Annotated in this window: 18 protein-coding genes; 5 read left to right on the top strand and 13 right to left on the bottom strand. The window is 50.9% G+C overall.

The genetic code is table 11. From position 1 onward, the window contains the following. Positions 1-3 precede the first annotated feature (3 nt). Positions 4-1113, top strand: a complete 1110-nt coding sequence (locus tag ABD852_RS18510) for an aminotransferase class I/II-fold pyridoxal phosphate-dependent enzyme (protein ID WP_345031594.1) — start codon at positions 4-6, stop codon at positions 1111-1113. Between the two features lie 69 nt (positions 1114-1182). Here the strand turns inward: ABD852_RS18510 and ABD852_RS18505 are convergent, their stop codons facing one another. Together ABD852_RS18505 and ABD852_RS18500 are read right to left on the bottom strand one after the other, a co-directional pair. After that, positions 1183-1734 carry a hypothetical protein gene (locus tag ABD852_RS18505; protein ID WP_345031592.1) on the bottom strand — a complete coding sequence of 184 codons (552 nt, stop codon included), beginning with the start codon at positions 1732-1734 and terminating at the stop codon, positions 1183-1185. Between the two features lie 127 nt (positions 1735-1861). Continuing rightward, complete coding sequence (locus ABD852_RS18500) at positions 1862-3373, bottom strand: capsule assembly Wzi family protein (RefSeq protein WP_345031591.1); 1512 nt, start codon at positions 3371-3373, stop codon at positions 1862-1864. A 702-nt stretch (positions 3374-4075) separates the two neighbouring features. Here ABD852_RS18500 and ABD852_RS18495 point away from each other — a divergent pair. Beyond that, positions 4076-5986: a polysaccharide biosynthesis protein gene (locus tag ABD852_RS18495; RefSeq protein WP_345031589.1), complete on the top strand. Its 1911-nt coding sequence runs from the start codon at positions 4076-4078 to the stop codon at positions 5984-5986. Between the two features lie 73 nt (positions 5987-6059). Here ABD852_RS18495 and ald read toward each other — a convergent pair whose 3' ends face one another. The 5 genes from ald to ABD852_RS18470 form a co-directional block, all read right to left on the bottom strand. Beyond that, positions 6060-7175 (bottom strand): alanine dehydrogenase, encoded by a 1116-nt coding sequence (gene ald / locus ABD852_RS18490; RefSeq protein WP_345031587.1) that lies wholly within the window; start codon positions 7173-7175, stop codon positions 6060-6062. Between the two features lie 208 nt (positions 7176-7383). Beyond that, entirely contained in the window at positions 7384-7896 is a 513-nt protein-coding gene (locus ABD852_RS18485) for a DinB family protein (RefSeq protein ID WP_345031586.1), read from the bottom strand. A 4-nt stretch (positions 7897-7900) separates the two neighbouring features. Further along, the gene (locus ABD852_RS18480) at positions 7901-8956 is read right to left on the bottom strand and encodes a beta-ketoacyl synthase chain length factor (RefSeq protein ID WP_345031585.1); all 1056 of its coding nucleotides are present in this window, start codon (positions 8954-8956) and stop codon (positions 7901-7903) included. 47 nt (positions 8957-9003) lie between these two features. Continuing rightward, positions 9004-9192 carry a hypothetical protein gene (locus tag ABD852_RS18475; RefSeq protein ID WP_345031584.1) on the bottom strand — a complete coding sequence of 63 codons (189 nt, stop codon included), beginning with the start codon at positions 9190-9192 and terminating at the stop codon, positions 9004-9006. A 64-nt stretch (positions 9193-9256) separates the two neighbouring features. After that, positions 9257-9757: a SixA phosphatase family protein gene (locus ABD852_RS18470; protein ID WP_345031583.1), complete on the bottom strand. Its 501-nt coding sequence runs from the start codon at positions 9755-9757 to the stop codon at positions 9257-9259. Positions 9758-9938: 181 nt separating this feature from the next. Here ABD852_RS18470 and sppA point away from each other — a divergent pair, with 181 nt between their 5' ends. The 3 genes from sppA (at position 9939) to ABD852_RS18455 (ending at position 12460) form a co-directional block, all read left to right on the top strand. Then, positions 9939-11708, top strand: coding sequence for a signal peptide peptidase SppA (sppA, locus tag ABD852_RS18465; RefSeq protein WP_345031581.1), 1770 nt, complete (start codon positions 9939-9941; stop codon positions 11706-11708). A 99-nt stretch (positions 11709-11807) separates the two neighbouring features. Continuing rightward, positions 11808-11963 carry a hypothetical protein gene (locus ABD852_RS18460; protein WP_345031579.1) on the top strand — a complete coding sequence of 52 codons (156 nt, stop codon included), beginning with the start codon at positions 11808-11810 and terminating at the stop codon, positions 11961-11963. Between the two features lie 209 nt (positions 11964-12172). Beyond that, positions 12173-12460 (top strand): GIY-YIG nuclease family protein, encoded by a 288-nt coding sequence (locus ABD852_RS18455; protein WP_345031578.1) that lies wholly within the window; start codon positions 12173-12175, stop codon positions 12458-12460. A 177-nt stretch (positions 12461-12637) separates the two neighbouring features. Here the strand turns inward: ABD852_RS18455 and hslU are convergent, their stop codons facing one another. The 6 genes from hslU to ABD852_RS18425 form a co-directional block, all read right to left on the bottom strand. Then, positions 12638-14062: an ATP-dependent protease ATPase subunit HslU gene (hslU, locus tag ABD852_RS18450; RefSeq protein WP_345031577.1), complete on the bottom strand. Its 1425-nt coding sequence runs from the start codon at positions 14060-14062 to the stop codon at positions 12638-12640. A gap of 56 nt (positions 14063-14118) precedes the next feature. Next, positions 14119-14550: an OsmC family protein gene (locus tag ABD852_RS18445; protein WP_345031576.1), complete on the bottom strand. Its 432-nt coding sequence runs from the start codon at positions 14548-14550 to the stop codon at positions 14119-14121. A gap of 235 nt (positions 14551-14785) precedes the next feature. Then, positions 14786-15232, bottom strand: coding sequence for a DUF4625 domain-containing protein (locus ABD852_RS18440; RefSeq protein WP_345031575.1), 447 nt, complete (start codon positions 15230-15232; stop codon positions 14786-14788). Positions 15233-15314: 82 nt separating this feature from the next. After that, a complete protein-coding gene (locus ABD852_RS18435) occupies positions 15315-17648 on the bottom strand; it encodes a TonB-dependent receptor (RefSeq protein WP_345031662.1) in 2334 nt (777 codons plus the stop codon). Positions 17649-17821: 173 nt separating this feature from the next. Continuing rightward, on the bottom strand, positions 17822-18244 hold the full coding sequence (locus ABD852_RS18430) for a Fur family transcriptional regulator (protein WP_345031574.1): 423 nt from the start codon (positions 18242-18244) through the stop codon (positions 17822-17824). Positions 18245-18670: 426 nt separating this feature from the next. Continuing rightward, entirely contained in the window at positions 18671-19870 is a 1200-nt protein-coding gene (locus tag ABD852_RS18425; RefSeq protein WP_345031573.1) for a cation:dicarboxylate symporter family transporter, read from the bottom strand. Positions 19871-19916 lie beyond the last annotated feature (46 nt).

Raw genomic sequence — 19916 nt, 5'->3', positions numbered from 1 at the left:
CCTATGAAAATCTGGCTTTCTTCTCCCCACATGGGCGGAGGTGAACTGAAGTACATCCACGAAGCATTTGATCAAAACTGGATTGCCCCCCTGGGGCCGAATGTAGATAATTTTGAAAGAGACCTGGCGCAATACACAGGGGTTGGCCACGCCGCCGCGCTTAGCTCGGGCACGGCCGCCATTCATCTCGCGCTGATCCTGCTGGGTGTAGAGAGAGGCGATGAGGTGCTTTGCCAGTCATTTACTTTTTCGGCAACGGCCAATCCCATTGTTTACCAGGGGGCGACGCCGGTATTTATCGACTCCGAGTCTCATACCTGGAATATGGACCCGGACCTGCTGCAGGAAGCAATTGAAGACCGGTTGAAAGCGGGGAGGAAGCCCAAAGCCTGTATAGTGGTGCACCTCTACGGCATGCCTGCGCAGATCATGCGCATCAGGGAAATCTGTGATGCATATAACATCCCCCTGATAGAAGATGCCGCCGAAGCCCTTGGGTCGTCAATAAACGGGCAAAGGCTGGGAAGTTTCGGACAGTTCGGGATTTTGTCTTTTAATGGAAACAAGATTATCACCACTTCCGGTGGAGGGGCTTTGCTTTCCGAAGATGGCGATGCCATTGCAAAGGCCCGCTTTTACAGCACACAGTCGCGCGACCCCGCTCCTCATTACCAGCACTCAGAGATTGGCTACAACTACCGCATGAGCAATATTGCGGCGGGAATCGGGCGCGGTCAAATGGAGGTGCTCGACGAATGGGTGGCGCTTCGTCGCAAGAATTTCGAATTTTACAGCAGTGAAATACAGCTCGACTGGCAGCGGGAACCTGAGGGGTATTTTTCGAACCGCTGGCTGAGTTGCGCACTTTTTAACACTTACGAAAACAGGGAAGTCGTCCGGCTGGCGTTGGCGGCCCGGGATATTGAATCGCGGCCTTTGTGGAAACCGATGCACCTGCAACCGGTGTTTGCCTCCAGTCTGCACTATGTAAACGGTGTGTCGGAAGATCTGTTTAACAGGGGTCTTTGCTTCCCTTCCGGGTCTAATCTGGCCGCTGATGACCTTTTTCGCGTACAGGATATCGTTTTGAGAACACTACAAGCCGGCGCATAGTTTCGCGGCTTGTAGTGCCGGCGTGACTATGCGCCCGGTAAGCTCCGAAGAAGCCCGGTTCAGGGCTTCTTAAAATTTCACTACAAGCCCTACACCATCCGACGTCACACCTACTTGTGCTTTCATCCCCCCGGCTTTTCTGACCTGGTCCCGGTTATAGAGCCGGGTCGATTTGACCAACAGGTCGTTGGACCACTCGAAGAGGCACAAACCCCCGGCCAGTAAAACAAGTCCTGTTGCCAGTTTGGGTTTGCTGCGGACTGTATAATTGTAGGTTTGACCTTCAATGACGGCCGTTTTGGAAGTTCCCTTCAAGGCAATAGCGCCCAGCACTACGCCGCCTGCAGCGACGACCGGAGCGGCAATTCGCATTGACCGGCTCCATTTTAAGGGAGCGGCAGCCGGAGTGCCCTGGTACAGGTCTTTCAACGCTCTATTGGCAAGTTTTTCTCCCTGGCTATAGGCGGCAGTAGTGAATGCGCTGCGCCGAACAGTCAGTGTGTCGAAAGTGTTTGTCCGGATGGTCGGGTTATCTGATATCCGGGAGCGCACTACAAGATCCTGCGAGACAGCCGGTATCGCAAGGAATATAATAAGTATGTTTGATAACAGGAATTTCATCAGAATAAAAGATTTGAGCTGTGACTGGTGGCTTTTTGTTCATCGGCGCTTATCAGAGAAGCTTAGGATATTTGGTAACCAAGCTGTTCTGATAGGGTAAGTGACGCAGTAGCGTCGTAATTACCCCTTAAAATTCTCTCTTAAGCGCCAGGCTAAGTCCTAAATTCTTCTCCAGCAGACCACCGTGGTCGTAGTACAAGCCGGTTTGCAGAATGAAAGCACGAACGGGGAAAGAGACGGTTTGCTGGATGGAGGTCTGGTTGGCAGAAATGGGAATATAATACGTCCCCAGATTTTTGGAAAAAGACAAGCGGGTTGTGAGGTCAAAAATGCCGGCTCTGCTCTGCATAGCAACCATCAAAGCCTTCACACGGTTGTTAACAATACGGGTAGGGTATTGCTGAGAAGCAGGCAGTTTGGTATCTATGCCGGTTATATTCCCCAAAGGCATAATATAGGGAGTGCCTATTGTTCTTGTTTTATAAGTCCAGCCGTCTTTATAAATTCCGTTTGAAAAATAATTGTCTCTTCCCCGAAGCTCGGGAATTACCGTGGATGGCAGGCTCGTGTCGAAATTGCCCCCCTGGTTGGCAGTATACAGGTACTCCAGGACAATTTTAAGAATACCCTGATCAGCACCTTTGCGGGTAATCGCAATTCCATTTAGCCCATCCTTAATATTGTTCAGATAATAAAGTGAGCCGTCTTCATAGATCGATTGCCGGTAAAGCAGAATATTGGATTTAGGGCTGTCATATTCCAGGGCCACGTCGAGAGTGCCCAAATGATTGCCTACCCGATTGCTACCTTCGTTGAGGCTTCCTTCTCCGAAGGCATCCGGGTCTTCGTCCGGGGGAATCGGCGTGCCAAACACGGTATTGAAGTATGCCGATTTATTGGTAGCATATTTTGATATCAATCGCCCCGTTACCCTGTCGGTGTACGGTTTTGTCGGCTTTCCACCCCATTGCGCCTGATGATTGATACCCGCATGCATTTTAAAATGCCATTCCGGTTTGCCGAGCCTCACGTACAGGCTTTTCTGATGCAGCCAATAATTTTGGGTATGAATATCATCCCCGAACCATCCGTGTGCGAAATTACCCTTAACGGCAATGAGCCCGCTTTTCAATATCGGCGTGTAGTTGGGAATAGAAATTTGCACTTTCGGGATGGGCAGGGCATTCCCCGACCAGATGTAAGAGCCGCTGCTCAGGGTACTGTCGACGAGGCCGACGATTTCTTTCCGTCGTCCGGCATACAGTTCAACGGCCCCGAACCGGACCTTGCCATAAAGCTCGGGGAGGATAAGCTCGTTGGTACGCCCGACGTTGGCTACTCCCCTTACCCCATATCCGTAGGAAAAGCGGTTCTTTTTACCGTTCTGTTTTTCATAATCTTTCCGGAGTTGCCCCCTGAAAGTGACGATTCCCGACTCAAGCGGGACTTCCCCGTACTGGTTGGTGCGCATCCAGAAAGGCAGCGTTTTGCCGGTGGAGATCATGCCTCCCGCTTCCAGTTCGTAGCGGATAGGGGCGTTGTCTTTTTCCTGCGCAACGGCAGGTAAAACAGCAATAGACAATAAGGAAAAGGTAGCCCCGAATCCTTTTGACAGGCGACTAAAAGGTGTGGTTCGCAAAGAATTAATCGATTGGTTGAAGTCTTCAGTTATGTGGGTTAAGGTTCTGAAAAGCAACTGCTCCTAAAACCTGTAAACTATATCAAAGTAAGCAGCGGGTTATTCCCGGCAACTTGATTAATATAAAAAAACGTGCCTCGGTGTAGATTCTGAAGGGTCAAAGTAAACAAATATTAATATTTATCTCAAAATTAATTTTAACCTGTACCGGACATTTATGGGCGCGCTTTGCTTCGCTCCCGGGTCTGACCTGACTTTGGATAACTGAATAATTTACTCGCCTGGGCGAGAGGTGCGGCAGCTTCGGCTTGATTTTTGAAGAGCGTAGCGGGGAGTTCGCCCCAAAGCCTGGCTTTAGGTCCATTCACCGAAAGCTCGGCAGTTTTTTTCCTGGGCTTAATAGACAGCTATAATGCCGAAGGCGTTGACATTGAAAGTTTTCGAGACTTTCATAGAAAATCCGGTTAAGCGGAGCTAAGCATAAAGCCGGAGATTCTGTTACCTTTTCTATGTCAGGTCAGATTAATTATTACTGCCTGTAGAAATATGGCTACATAGATTGGCATGATTATTATTGATCCTATTTATGTTTTTCGATTTTTGTAGTAGGGGGGGCTGATATCAATCCTGTTATTGTACGCCGTGTCCGCAATATATATCCCGCATTTACTCAACGTGTAATTTTTAGAAACACGATCGTCTATGAAGTCATTTTTTAATCGTTTCCACAACCAGTTCCTGTCCCGGTGGGTGGTATTGCTGATGGACGTGTTTATTGTCACATTTGCTTTTATGCTCTCGACGGTAATCAGGTTTAACTTTGAACTTGATTATATCGACCCCGCCCTTTTCAAGTACCACCTGGTGCTTGTGGTGGCTGTTAAAATGGTTTTTTTCGTGATACTGCGTACCCACGCCGGCATTGTGCGGCATACCAACCTGTTGGATGCAAGGAATATAGTAAATGCTTCTTTGCTGAGCGTAGTCACGCTTTTTTTGCTGGGAAGTTTGGGCCGGGGAGAGGTGTCTGTCCTTGATATTCCCCATTCTATCCTGGTGATCGACTTATTTGTATCCGTGTTTGCAATGCTCGGCAGCAGGGTACTGGTCAAAGATATTTTCAGGAGCCTCTCTCTTAACTGGAAGCCCAGGAAGAAGGTAGTGATCTACGGTGCGGGTCGCCTGGGCATTGCAACTAAGAATGCGTTGAGTGGCAACCTGGGGACTCCCTACAAAGTGTTGTTTTTTGTGGATGACAATCCACAGAAAAAAGGGATGAGTATAGAAGGTATAAATGTGTATGACCGGCTGCAGGCAAAACAAGTCATACAAGAGGCCGGCTTCAAGGATGTAGAGCTGATCTTCGCCATCCAGTCCATCACCACCGCCCAGAAAAATGAAATCACCGAAGAGTTTATGTCGCTGGGTATGGCGCTGCGCATCGTGCCGCCGGTGGAACAATGGATTAACGGCCAGTTGAACGCCTCTCAAATCGCCGATGTCAGCATTGAAGATTTATTGGAACGTCCGGCGATCAGTATTCGGAATGACGAGGTAAGAAGCTTCCTGCATAAGAAGCGCATTATGGTAACCGGTGCGGCGGGCTCCATCGGGAGCGAAATTGCCCGCCAGGTGATAGGTTTTCGCCCCCAGGAGTTGATCCTGGTTGACCAGGCCGAATCTCCCTTGTACGACCTCGAAAGCGAACTTGTCAGGCTGGGCATCTGTGAAGGCAACGACTGCCTGAAGATAGAAGTGGAAAATATCACCAGCAGGGGTTCCATGCGAAAGGTGTTTGCCCGGTACCGTCCGGAGGTGGTGTTTCATGCCGCGGCTTACAAACATGTGCCCTTGATGGAGAATAATCCGAATAAAGCGTTGGAAGTCAATGTTTTCGGGACCCGGTTGATGGCAGACCTTTCAGTGGAATTCGGAGTAGGCCGCTTTGTATTTATTTCTACCGACAAGGCGGTGAACCCTACCAATGTGATGGGCGCAAGCAAGCGCCTTGCTGAGATGTATGTACAGTCGCTCAATACCGTAAAAGGCGTCAAGACCAGGTTTATTACAACCCGGTTTGGGAACGTGCTGGGAAGCAACGGTTCTGTGATCCCGCTGTTTAAAAGGCAGATTGCCGCGGGCGGACCGGTAACGGTGACTCATCCTGAAATCATCCGCTATTTTATGACCATTCCCGAAGCCTGCCAACTGGTGCTGGAAGCCGGCACGATGGGGGAAGGCGGAGAGATTTTTGTATTTGATATGGGGGTGCCGGTGAAAATCATCGATTTGGCGCACAAGATGATACGACTTTCGGGTAAAGAGCCTTATACCCAGATCCCAATTTCCTTTACCGGGCTCAGGCCCGGAGAGAAGCTCTATGAAGAGTTGCTCAGCGACGAAGAGTCAACTTTGCCCACCCATCACCCTAAAATCATGGTAGCCCGTATGAAGCCGTCGGTATACTATGAGGTAAAGCAGGAGATGGACCGGGTAAGCGCCACGCTTTCAGGTATGTCGCAGGAGGAAGTGGTTCAGTTCCTCAAGTTTATGGTACCGGAATATATCTCGAAGAATTCGCCCTACGAGAAGTTGGACCACGTAGAATTATAAATGCCTTTTTGACAGTCCTCAGCCTTACACCCGGAATGCAGTATTTGCGCTCCGGGTGTTTTTTGTTAAAAAGTCAGGCCAGGAAGGCGCTCATTTCTACATAGTCCAGTTTCCAGGCTTCGGCAACTTCTTTATACACAATGGTTCCATTGATAATGTTTAAGCCTTTACCAAGTGCCTCGTTTCGCCGGCATGCCTCCTTCCAGCCCAGGTTAGCCAGCATCAGGACATACGGGAGGGTGGCATTGGTTAGCGCCAGCGTGGAAGTGAAAGGGACTGCGCCGGGCATGTTGGTAACACAATAATGCACAATGTCGTCCACCATAAATACGGGGTCCTGGTGGGTGGTCGGCCTTGAAGTTTCAAAACATCCGCCCTGGTCAATGGCCACGTCAACCATCACCGTGCCGGGCTTCATCAGGCGCAGCATGTCGCGGGTAATGAGCGAAGGTGCTTTTCCGCCGGGTATCAGGACTCCGCCTATTACGAGGTCAATATTCCCGATCAACTCACGAATATTATACTCCGAAGACATTACTGTGTCCACGTTGGCCGGCATGATATCTTCCAGGTACCGCAGCCGGTTCAGGTTAATATCCATTATCGAAACATTCGCGCCGAGCCCGGCCGCCATTTTCGCCGCTTGTGTGCCTACTACGCCGCCGCCTAACACCAGCACATTGGCGGGTTTTACACCGGCGACGCCCCCCAGTAAAATCCCTTTGCCGCCGGCAGGGCGTTCCAGATATTTTGCGCCTTCCTGGATAGACATCCGTCCCGCCACTTCACTCATGGGAATCAACAGGGGAAGCGACCGGTCCGAAGCCTCTACGGTTTCGTAGGCCAGGCACACGGATCCGCTTTTCAGCATGGCGCGGGTCAGGTCTTCAGATGAGGCAAAGTGAAAGTAAGTGAACAGCAGCTGGTCTTTCCTGATCAGATTGTATTCTTCCGCGATCGGTTCTTTTACTTTGACGATCATTTCTGCGATGTTGTATACGCTTTCTGTATCCGGAAGAAGAATGGCGCCGGCTTTTTCGTAAGCTTCGTCGGGGAAGCCGCTTCCGGCTCCGGCTCCTCTCTGAATGTAGACTTCGTGCTGAAGTTTGGTTAATTCCAATGCCCCGGCCGGTGTCACGGCTACGCGGTTTTCATTGTTTTTAAGCTCTTTGGGGATCCCGACCTTCATAAGGCAATGCAGTTAGTTTGAGATGTAAGCGGAAAGTAAATCCCGGCCGGCGAAAAGGAACCGCAAGCAGGGGCTCAAAAATATGATTTTCTCAGGAAAATATTCGAGTTTTTGATCGTTTTGATCGCTGGAATTTTTAGGAAACCCGGCGAACTGGCCCCGCACCAAAATTGCGGCGCGGCTGAAAACCAGTGCCCGGAGCGGCAGGTCAGGGTTGAAGCGCCTTCACAAAGGCGATGGTTACCAGCAATTGCCCGACGTGGCGCTGGGTATGTTCGGCGGCGTGAAAGAGCAGACCTAGCGTAGTGGATGGCAGCGCTTTTCTGCCGACGGCCCTGTGGTCGTTAAGGGATGCGGGGTCGGTTTGTGCGAGGGAACTCAGGGAGGACTCAATTTGCTTTTCAAAGGCAGCTACCAGGCTTGTGACAGTTAAGTCCGGGTGAGGAAGGCTCTCCTTTTGAAGATATTCGAGTTGTGCGGGTGAGAGCTGCCTGCCGCCGGCGTAGGAAAACAGCCGGTCAAGTACTCCTGTGAGATGAAGCAGGTGGAAACCCACTGAGGCCATCCCGCCAGGTTTCAACCAGAGCAGGGAGGGGGGAAAATTATGTGTATACCTCAGCACTTCCTCCGCCGATTGCAACAGGGCATGCCCGACGGGCTGAAGCGTCGGTGTGATTTGCGGGAGCGGCCCGCGGAGCCATACTTCGGGGAGCTGGTTCATGAAGTCAACGGTCAATTTGCTGCAGCAGGATAAAGGCGTGCTGGTTTTGCATGAAATGATTGTAAATCAACAGGGTGCGCGGCCTTTTTTCAGTATTCCCGCAGCGCACCAGTCCTTGGGGAATATTTTTGCCCAGCAACAGCTGCTGGCCCAGCCAGACTGCAAATGCGCTGGCGGTAGGATATTCGCCGCATGCATTTTTGAAAGAAAATACCGGGGTTTCAGGGTGGAACAGCGACGCCACCTCACTGTAAAGGCCATCGGACGCCGCATCGCCGTTATAACCCAGCATCAGCCCGTCAATCCGGTCAATATTCAGCCCGGCATTCAGCAGAAAACGAGGGAAATGAGCAAGCACGTCGCTTTCCATCACAAAGGAGAGCTGGTCCACCGCAAGGATACGGACCTGTTGTGAAAGCGAAGGCGTCTTCTCGAGCAAAAACATGACCGCCCCCTCGCCACATACTGTGCCCGGGGTGCCCGATCCGATTAAGGTAAGAGAGGTAGTAGCCTCTGTTTTAAAAAAGCCGGAACGTCTGTCTATCTGGTGGTTATAGTCGGAGATTTCTTCAAGGCCACCTACAAGCAGCGTTTCGGCTTCCTCCTGGTCGAACAACAACGCAGCATCTGCCAGGGCGTTTTCGAACGAAAGTCCCGCATGAACGTGGGTGACATTGTACCCGGTGTTCTGATCGGCCAGGGCGAGCTGCCCGGCAACTGAATTGGGCGTGCTTTGGACGAAATTTGTCGGCGTAAGTGTGCCTTCGTCGTAGTCTACAATTTGTGCCAGGAATTTGATGCAGTCTTCCAGTCCCCCGTTGGCTGTGCCGATAATAATACCATCGGTCTTGCTGTTGTTTTTCAGGAGAAGTGTTCCGGCTGCCACCCCCATTCTCGCCGCCCGTCCCATTCGACGTAGTACCCCCGCGCCGATAAGACCTTCGTAGGAAGGCTCCAGCGCGAAATATTTCGTGCCGGTATGGACGCGCAGCTTCGCGTCATTGAAAGCTGACGGGAAGGTATTCTGTGGCGAAATGCAAATGGAATCTCTGATGTACATAACAGTGGTAAAAGGCGTACGCTAATCGGGCAGCCTCAAACGGGAAGCTAGCGAACGGTATCGAACAGACTGTCGATAGCGGTCGTATCAGCGGGAGTTTTATCTTTCCGTGATTTGTTCCAGGGAGCGTTGGTTCGCCGGGCCATGTCGATCAGTAAAAAAACAAAAATCAGCAGGAACAGAACGAAAGCCCAAACAAACAGTTTGTGTCCCCGTTTGTTGCGATAATCAGCCATAGCATAAAAAGCAATCGGCACACCGGCAAGGGATGTGCCTGTTGAACCCCAAGTTACGGATTTTTCAGAGGGGGATATTCTTTATGGTAAAAAAGCCGGCCAGTTTACCCGTTTTGCTGGAGACTTCCGACCACTCCAGGTTATCAAACTCGATCAGGCAGACGCTTGTCTTTTCCATGTTTTCGTGGAAATCCCTGGTGAGGTATTCAGAAAAATAGGAGATATCGGGATTGTGCCCCACGATCATGAGTTCGGAGATCTCAGGGGGAGTCTGATGGACCGTGCCGATATAGGCACGTACCCCGCAATCATACAGGTCGTCGATCAGTTCCACATGTTCCCAGTCGAATTGGAGCTGTTCGGCCAGCACCTGTGCGGTTTGCCTGGTCCGGAAAGCGCTGCTGGAAGTCATACGCTCAATCTTAGCCCCGGTTTTCTTCAGATAGGCGCCCATCCTGGCAGCATCAATGTACCCTTCGCCGGTGAGTTCCCGCTCAAAGTCCTTGAACATAGGTGCTTGAGACTCCGCTTTGGCGTGCCTTACGAGGTAGAGTTTCTTTTTCACGTTAACGTATTACTTCGGATTCGGGTACAAATCTATAAACTGGTATCGTCAAAATTGCCACTGATGTTCACAAAAATACCTTTGAACATAAAAAGCGCGGGAAGGCTCTTTTTTTTAGTAATTTCGCTAACCGTATTGAAAATGAAGCAATGCAGGTTTTCACCCATAGAACAACACAGTAATGTTGAGCTTTTTAAAGTATGTATTGGCGACAATTGTAGGACTATTCTTGTTTATGGTCCTGGGGTTTTTCGTGATGGTAGGGATCGGGGCACTTTTTTCGAAAAGTGACACCACCGTGATAGAGGAGAATACGGTGCTTCGCCTGGACCTTGAAAGGCCCATTCTGGAAGTCGTGGAAGAAGATCCGATCAGTGAGGCGCTCGCGCCGTTCACCGGCGAAATCCCGAGTGTAGGCATTAAAGATCTCCGCGACGCGCTTAAAAAAGCTTCTGCTGACGGCAAAATAAAAGGGATCTACCTTAAATCGGGCGACCCGGCGTCCGGATGGGCTGTGTTGGAAGAGGTCAGAGATGCGCTGAGCGAGTTCAAAAAATCAGGCAAGTTTATTTACGCCTACTCCGAAGGGTATAGTGAAAAGGGGTACTACCTGGCGTCGGTAGCAGATGCGATCTACCTGTCGGAATTCGGGGACTTCGAATGGAACGGGCTTTCTGTAGAATATGATTTTTACAAGGGGACGCTCGATAAGCTGGAAATCAGGCCGGAAGTGTTCCGGGTCGGCGAGTTCAAGAGTGCTGTAGAACCTTTTCTGCGCTCCGACATGAGCGAGCCGAGCAGAAAACAGGCTTCCGAAATGATCGGCGGTATCAACGGTCACTTCCTGAAACAGGTAAGTGCAGCAAGGGGGATTTCAGTTGATCTCCTGAAAGGGTGGGCAGATTCTTTGTCAATTGAAAAAGCTGCCGATGCGCTTCAGCGTAAGCTCGTGACCAACGTAGGCTATTACGACGAATTTGAGGACGATATAAAAGGAAAGATCGGGATCGAGAAAGACAAGAAGATTAAGTTCGTAGGAGTAAAAAAATACCTTAGTTCAACTAGTGCGGGTGAGGAGGGCGATTATAACAAGCGCATTGCCGTGGTGATAGCCGACGGTGAAATTGTGGGCGCCGGAGCATCCGGTGATGGGGTGATTACGGCGGAAAACCTGATCAAACAATTGCGGAAAGTAAGGGAGAACGATAAAGTGAAGGCGGTTGTTCTGAGAATCAATTCTCCAGGTGGCAGCGCGCTTGCCTCCGATCTTATCTGGCGCGAAGTGAAGCTGACTGCCGGAAAGAAGCCGCTCATCGCTTCAATGGGCAACGTGGCTGCCTCCGGCGGCTACTACATTGCTATGGCCGCCGACACGATTGTGGCGCAGCCCAATACCATCACGGGCTCGATCGGGATTTTCGGATTGATGCTGAACATTGAACCGTTTATGAAAAACAAGCTCGGCATTACTTTCGACCGCGTTACTACAAATCCGCATTCTGATTGGCCTACTGCTACCCGCAGCATGACGGATTTTGAGAAGCAGAAAATCCAAAGCTCTGTGGAACACGGTTACGATGTGTTTACTGCGAAAGCCGCACAGGGCCGTAAGATGTCCCAGGATGAGCTGAAGAAATTTGCAGAGGGCCGTGTGTGGTCGGGGATTGATGCGAAGCAGCACAACCTGGTTGATGTGCTGGGCGGCCTCGATCAGGCTATCACATTGGCTGCGGGCGCCGCGGGATTGAAAGAAGGCGAATACCGGGTGCGGTATTTCCCTGAGAGCAAGGATTGGCGTGAAGAGCTCATCAGCAGTCTGACCGGTAGCGACGATGAGGAAGCACTCAGCAAGGTGCTGGGCCCGCTGGCTCCGTACGCGAAAGCCTACCAGCGGCTCCAGAGAATGGAGGGAATTCAAGCCCGTCTCCCCTTTGAGATGAGGATTAACTAAAGCAATACCCCGGTTGACAATACTGAAATCGGGCTTCAGAAATGGGCTATCGATCCGATAGCCGGTTATTTAAAAGGGGCTGTTAACGGTCCTTTTTTTTTGCCCGGAGCGAAGACGCCTGAGCTGATGCGCTGCCCTGAGCCTTCGAATGCGATGCCTGAGCTCGTCGAAGGCGGACTTTGTACCCCGATCCCTATGGCTTCGACGGGCTCAGCCGCCGGGCATTTCGACAAGCTCAGCCATCAATATTCTTGAGCCCGTTGGATGCGCTGCCTGGGCTGGATGCGATGCCTGAGCTCGTCGAAGGCGGACTTTGTACCCCGATCCCTATGGCTTCGACGGGCTCAGCCGCCGGGGCCTCGACAAGCTCAGCCGTCCCTGTCAAAGAGCACCTCCGCCCTTTCTTGAAAATCTGGAATTCGTTACTTTTGGTTTCTATTTATACTGTACAAAACCAAAAAACAATGAAAGGCTGGATGTACATTCTTGAATGCGCCGATAAATCATACTATACCGGCAGCACCAATAACCTGGAGTTGCGACTACTGCAACATGAAGCCGCCTTAGGGGCGTCCTACACGAAGAAAAGGCTGCCGGTTATCCTGGCTTATTATGAAGAATATGCTCGGATAGATGAGGCTTTCTACAGGGAGAGACAGGTCAAGGGCTGGTGCAGACAGAAGAAAGATGCCTTGATAAATGGAAGGCCCGATTTACTTCCTGGACTGGCTGTTTCTTACGGAAAACGTTAGAAGACTGACCTGAATGAAGCGCTGCCTGAGCCTTCGAATGCGATGCCTGAGCTCGTCGAAGGCGGACTTTGTACCCCGATCCCTATGGCTTCGACGGGCTCAGCCGCCGGGCATTTCGACGAGCTCAGCCGCCGGGGTCATTCCTCTATTTCTTAACCCTCCCTTTCGTACATGCACCTACAGTATATACTGGCTGAGGTCGCGGTTTTTAACCAGGCCGCTGAGCTTTTCCTGTACCAGTTCGCGCGTAATAACAATATGGGCATTAGGGCCTATTGCATCGGGAACGTCGAACATAAGATCGTTTAGCAGGGTACTCATCACCGTTTGAAGCCGTCTTGCACCTATGTTTTCCATTTCCGCATTGACCTCGAATGCAATTTTTGCAATTTCCGACAGCGCTTCATCCTGGAATTGAAGATCTACGCCTTCAGCCTGGAGCATCGCTTCGTATTGTTTGGTCAAAGCGTTTTTCGGCGTGCGCAGGATATGGTAAAAATCGTCCTGGGTCAGGCTTTGAAGTTCTACCCGGATCGGGAACCGACCTTGTAATTCAGGGATCAGGTCAGACGGCTTCGCTACATGGAATGCGCCGGCGGCGATGAAAAGAATGTGGTCCGTATGGATAATGCCATGTTTGGTGTTGACCGCACTACCTTCCACAATCGGAAGCAGATCACGTTGCACCCCCTCGCGGCTTACATCCGGCCCGCTTCCGCCTGAGCGGCTGGCGGCTACCTTATCAATTTCATCAATGAAAATGATGCCGAGATCCTGGGCCTTGCGGATTGCTTCGTCCTTTACCTCTTCCATATCGATCAGTTTGGTAGCCTCCTCGTCAAGAAGCAGCTTTTTTGCTTCACCAACCGTGATTTTCCTTTTCCGCATTTTTCTCGGCATCATGTTCCCGATCATCTCCTGGATGTTCATCATGGAGACATCGTCTACCCCTCCGCCGATCATCCCGATATTGGGTGTCTGGTTTTGATTCAGCTCAATTTCAATTTTGCGGTCATCCAACTCCCCGTTTCTTATTTTATCACGGAATCTCTCGCGCGTTCGCTGGTTGAGCTCATGGTCGCTTGTAGGCATGGCATCCCGGTCATTCAGTTCGGTTTTGACGGTGACGGGAGCCCCGTGATGATGGACCGGCGGTATGAGCGTGTCAAGAATAATGTCTTCCACTGCCTGCTCGGCCTGTTTTTTGACTTCCTCTTTCTTCCTGGCTTTTACGAGCGATACCGACTGCTCTACCAGATCCCGGACCATGCTTTCTACATCCCGCCCCACGTAGCCAACCTCGGTAAATTTTGAAGCCTCGACTTTTACAAAGGGCGCATCGGCGATTTTAGCGAGCCGCCGGGCGATTTCGGTTTTACCTACACCCGTGGCGCCGATCATCAGAATATTGTTAGGTACAATTTCCTTCCGGATCTCCGGGGGACTGCTCATGCGCCGCCACCGGTTTCGCAAGGCAATGGCAACATTTCTCTTCGCATCGTTTTGACCTATAATGTAAAGGTCGAGCTGTGCTACGATTTGCTGGGGAGTAAGCTGCTCGAGATCGTGTGAAGCAGGACGCATTGGAGTAAGTTCTGACATGTTTTGATCGGTTAGTCACACAGGAAGTTTCTGCTTATTGGATCGGCCTGGGGTCGTTACGCTTCGGTTACTGTGGCTTCATAGGTGATTTCCGCGAGCGCTTCCATCTGAGCTGTGGCCGAGCAGTATTTTTCCATTGACAGCGCAATGGCTTTCGATACCTTGTCCGCATCGAGGCCGGTTCCCGACAGGCTGAAATGGAGGTGGATTTTCCGGAAGGGTTTACGCTTCGTATCCTCTTCCTGGACACGTTCTCCTTCCACCGAAATGCGGAAGTCTTTTATGTCCTGGCGCTGTTTTTTGAGAATAAGCGCTACGTCAATAGCACTGCAGCTTGCCAGCCCCATCAACAGGAGCTCCATCGGCCGGACGCCTGCATTTTGCCCGCCAATGTCTTCGGCTGCGTCCGTATGGACGGTTACTTTTGAAGAAGATCCTGTTCCCTCAAAATGGAATGAATCGTCTAGCCTTACCAATTCTACTTTCATTTGGATAAAGAAGTTTGAGTAATGAGCCGTGAGGTATTAGGTCGCGGGCCTGGGCCTTTAGGCTTGTACGCCTGTGCCTGACACCTCATACCTCAAGACTCACGCCTGTCTTGTCTGATAAAACGAACCCACTCGGGTTAGGGAAAATAAATAAACGGACGCCATCGACTGGCGCCCGTTGCCCGCAAAAGTAACATAAATACTGCAAAAATGATTCGCGATTTTCCGCCCCAGCTTATTTCTCAGTAATTTCTATGTGAATCTCTTTGGTGGATCCGTCTGCGAAATTGGTGGCGTTGTTCGCTTTGTCAATCGCGGTCACGATAAAATGGTACTCTCCGGGAGCCGCGTCGGCCGGGATGGCAATTGTTTCTGTAACCGTGGCTTTTTTGCCGGTCAGCTGAAAACTTTTCCGGTAGGAAAAGGGCGAAGCCGCCATGCGACCATGCGAATGGCCGTCGTGATCGTCGTGTATTTCAATCTGGTAAACGGCCAATTCCTGGTTGTCTTCTATTACGGCTTCGAAAGAAATTTGCGAACCGGCCGTGTAAGACGCCTCCATTACAGGCTTTTCGACAGTAATCACCGGCGGTTCTTTATCGGTGACTGCAGGATCGTCATTCTTGCAGGAAAATTGTAGGGCAACAAGGAAAGGGATGCAAAATGCGACAAGATGCTTCATAAGATATAAAAAAGATAGATTGAAATTACCAGGCCCGTTGGGTTGCCTATATTTGCAACACTGTTGCAAATATAGGCAAATGCTACAATGTTGCAAAATTGAAAGACAAACTGACGGAATAATTTTGGGCCGGTTCGGGAAGGTTCAGCAGCCGGTAGCGGCTGAGATGATTCATGTACAGCTGGTTGGTCAGGTTACGGGCTGTGGCGTTCAGGTTACCGGAGAGTTTGCCTATTTTAAAAATCGTACCCACAGATGCGCCAAGCAGGTGGTAACCACCGGTCGGTCTTTCGTTTCTGTCAGTACGGTTTTGGGTGCCGACGTTGCGCAGGTTGACGCCTAGTTTCAGGTGGGAGAAAGTATCGCCGCCGATAGCCGTAGTATAGAAAATTTCGGAAAAAACAGATGGTGGCGGGGTGAAAGGGAGCGGGAGCCTGCTGTCCAGGTTGAGGTTATACACATATTCCAGGGCCGATCTGAACTGGAGGAATCGCGTGGGTTGATAGTCCAATGAAAGTTCGCCGCCACCGTAAATCGCGTTGTTTTGCTGGAATTGATATACCTGGCCGCCTTCCGGGAATGCATCCGGGTCAAGGGAGGAGGAAAAGACTGCGGTAGGGGCAAGGTAGATGTAGTTTTTGTAGTAGGCGCCGAAGAGCGCAATCGTTGTCTTCAGCCGTTCCACCCGGAGGTCTGTGCTTAGGTCCAGTTGAAAACCGCGTTCGGTTTTCAACGCGCTGTTTCCCATTTCGTGCCTGAACGTACCGTGGTGTACACCATTAATGGCAAGCTCATTTGCGGCGGGCATCCTGAAGCTGCTGCCGAAATTTGCCTTCAGCCCGAAGTCCTCCAAAGGCTGGAAGGTAAACCCGAGGCTGCCTGAAAGGTTTGCAAAGTCTTTGCGGATTTGGGGATTTCGCTCATAGTACCTGACAACCTGGTTGTCTTTGTAGATAGGCTCGCTGGTGGCGTCAATATGGATAAAGCTATAGTCCGCCCGGAGACCACCCGAGACCAGGAAGGCGTCGCCGGCCGACCATTCTGTCAGCGCATAAAAGCCGCTGGAGAACTTGCGGTAAGCGGGCAACAGGTATTCAAAGCCCCGGCGGCTGTTTTGCTGACCCTCCAACTGCAAGCCCCAGATGCGGGACTCGTTTTTTTTATGCTGGAAATAGCGGATATTGGCAGATAGCGTATGAAGGTCGAGCCCGTGCGCGAGCGTGCCCTGGGCAAGCCGGCCATGACCGTCCGAATGCTCCTGCCTGGCATTGAACTGGTAAGCTGCGTCAATTTCGGTCCAGTTCCGGCCGTGCAGCAGGCGGGTAGTGGAGGCCACTTTAAAATGATTGGTTTGCTGGAATGGCGTCGCGATATTTCTGTTGTTGCCGTCGGGTGTAAGCTGGCGGCTTCGGGGAACGCCTATGGCGCCTACAAAAAGGGCCGCTTTCTGATGAAAATTGCTGACGGTAATGTCTGAAGACCCCCATTTTTTCTTGATGCCGGTCATGACCGAGAAATTTCTTTCTCTTCCGGCGGTATTTTTGAGCCTGTTGTTATAAATCGGCAGCACGTAGGAGTTGTAAGTGAATTCGGTAGCCGGCACCGCGTAGTCGCCGAAATCCTGGCCGGATAGCCTGACGCGGTAAAACCGGCCGTTTTGCGCTCCCTGTACCATGGCTGAAACTCCGAAAAGGTGATTGTTGCTGTTATAAAGCGTATTCAGAGTGGCTTTAAAACTGCTGTCCTGCGGAATGGGCGGCGGGTACAGGTTAATCACCCCACCCAGCCCGTCTGAACCGTAGCGCAGCGAGGCCGGCCCTTTTACAATTTCTATACGACCGGGCTCAAAGCTGTCAATTTCAAGACCGTGGTCGGAGCCCCATTGTTGCCCTTCCTGCTTTATCCCCTGGTTGTTGACGATTATCCGGTTGTGGCTCATTCCCCGGATGACCGGCTTGGCAATTCCTACCCCGGTATTGATGGCTTTGATGCCGGGGAGGTCTTCCAGGGCGTTGGCAATCGTACTTTTGTTCTTTTGACGCAATTCATCCGCGTTTAGGACATCGGTGGGAAGCAATTGGCTTCCCTTTTTGTAAAACGGGGCAGCGATGCGGACTTCGGTGAGATGGACTGCCTCGGGTGTCAGCTCGAATTTCGCCGGGCCGTCGTTCGGCCGGAGGAGGAAAGAAATCGAAAGGTGCTTGTACCCTACATGTGTAATGCGCAAATTATGGCGGCCCGGCTGCAGGTCGTGAAAATGAAAGCGCCCCGTTGAGTCCGTATTAGCGGAAAGCGCCGGTCCAGAAAGGTGCACGGTTGCGCCTGGGAGCGGTGCTCCTGTAGAAGCGTCATTTACCGAGCCTGAGAAAGATTGCTGTGCGCGTGCCGGCTGGGCCGGGAAAGCCCAGGTAAACACCAGTAACAAGTAAGGTAGAACCCGCGTAAAGTTCTTGCGGCGGATTAAAGAAGGCTCGGTAATGGTAATTGGACAGTTCACACAGCACTTGGCACGGGAAAATGCAAATATCCCGAAAATGCAACAATGATGCAAATGCTGAGCGATAAAAAATAATACGCCGGTTGCCGGCGTCAGTTTTTACGGCTGCAAAGCGGGCAGGTACCCTGTATGAGTAAGTTAGTTTCGAGCCGTTGGTACCCGTTGGGCAGGGTGACTTCCGGTATTGAGATATTGTCTATACAATTGGTAAGCCCGCAGCTGGTACACTTGAAGTGAATGTGGTCGTGGTGATGCTGGTGCCCCTGACATTGATCCTTGCAGACGGCATAGCGGAGACCTTCCTCGTCAAGTACTTTATGGATGATACCCTTATCGACGAAAGTTTTGAGCGTTCTGTAGATAGTAACCCGGTCAAACCGGTTATCCAGCTCGCGTTCGATCTCTCCGTGGGAAAGGGCAGTGTTATTCTGGCTGAGGATAGCCAGAACATCTTCCCTGCAGGAAGTATTGCGCAAATCGTGTTCTTTCAGCGTGTCTGTTACTTTCTTTGACATATCGAAATGGACGGCAGTCCCGCTATGTTTCTGTAAAGTTACTAATTATTCAGCTCCGGATCAACGCCTCAAACCTCGTGCCTCATACCTCACCCCTCAAACCCCGAAAACAAAAAAGGAAGTTACAAACCTGCAACTCCTTTCAGAATTCTCTATTACTATGAAATCTTTGCCCGCCCGCCTGTTCCGGCCGGTAGGGGATTGGTTTAGATAGAACCTTAAATTTTTACGCGTTCGGAATGTATCCGATAATTCCCGATTCAGTCAGTTACGCGTCTTTATGGAAGAAAATTGCCTGATAGTCGCTTTGTTCTGCTATTTAAACGACAAAAGTATAGAGCAGCCCGCTGAATGAATATGATAAAAATCAGGTATTGGCCGAAATCCCGGAAAAAATGAAAATTACAGGGCGAGGGTGCCGGCAAATTAACTGGGCGTATGTTCGTTGGGGAAAAATTCGTCTTCGCTTTTGGCGATTACAACTGTAGCAACTGCATTACCGATAATATTGGTAATGGCCCGGGCCTCGCTTAGGAATTTGTCAATTCCCAGGAGAAAGGCCAGGCCTTCGATCGGGATCTTCGGGAATGCCGTTAAGGTGGAAGCCAGGACAATGAAGCCGCTGCCGGTTACCCCGGCCGCTCCTTTGGAGGTTATCATTAAGATACCCAATATCCCGGCCAATTCACCCAAGGTTACATGAACTCCATATAGCTGCGCAATAAAAAGCACCGACATGGAGAGGTAAATAGAAGTGCCGTCGAGATTAAAGGAGTAGCCGGTAGGGACCACCAGTCCGACAACCGCCTTGCTGCACCCCATTTTCTGCAGCTTCTCCATAATCGAAGGGAGCGCGGATTCCGACGAGGAGGTGGCAAAAACCAGTAGCAGCTCTTCTTTGATATATTTCAGGAAGGAGAATATACTGAGCTTCATGTAGCGCATGATCGCGCCCAGGACCACGAACACAAAGATGCCCATGGTGGCATAAACGCTGAGCATGAGCTTGCCAAGAGGTACAAGTGTTTGTAGCCCGAAATTGCCGACCGCATACGAGATTCCGCCAAATGCCCCAATGGGCGCGAGGTACATGACCCAACGCAGGGCTTTGAAAACAAGCAGCGAAAATTGTGAAAGCCGTTGTACAAAAAAGTCGCGCCGGGGAAGACGATTTAGGACAACGCCGCAGATCATGGCGGCCGCCAGTACCTGGAGTGTGAAATTGGATTTGAAAAAAGCCCACCAGCTGAATTCTTTCTGCGGCGATTGGGTGAATTTGGATGCGTCCTGGGCTGCCAGGCCCGTCATGTCTATTTTACCGGGTTCGGCGATCAGTGCAATCACAATACCAAGCACCAGCGCGGCCGTGGTAACAATCTCGAAATAGACGATGGCTTTCAACCCCAGCCGCCCGACTTTCTTCATGTCGCCGACACTACTCATGCCCAATACGATGGTACAAAAGATAATAGGCCCAATGAAGAGCTTGATAATATCAATAAACGTCCGGCCAAGGATATCCATTTTTACGCCGGCAGACGGGTAAAAATGTCCGAGAAGTACGCCGCAGACAATTGCCAGGATGACCTGAAAAGCCAGATTTGAAAACAGTTTTCTTAACACCACGATGAGCGAAGATAACGGATTGCGCGGATTCTATCCAACAGCATTC

The sequence above is a fragment of the Ravibacter arvi genome (assembly GCF_039540405.1).
Classification (GTDB): Bacteria; Bacteroidota; Bacteroidia; order Cytophagales; family Spirosomataceae; genus Ravibacter; species Ravibacter arvi.
This window is presented reverse-complemented; position numbering and strand designations above follow the sequence as displayed.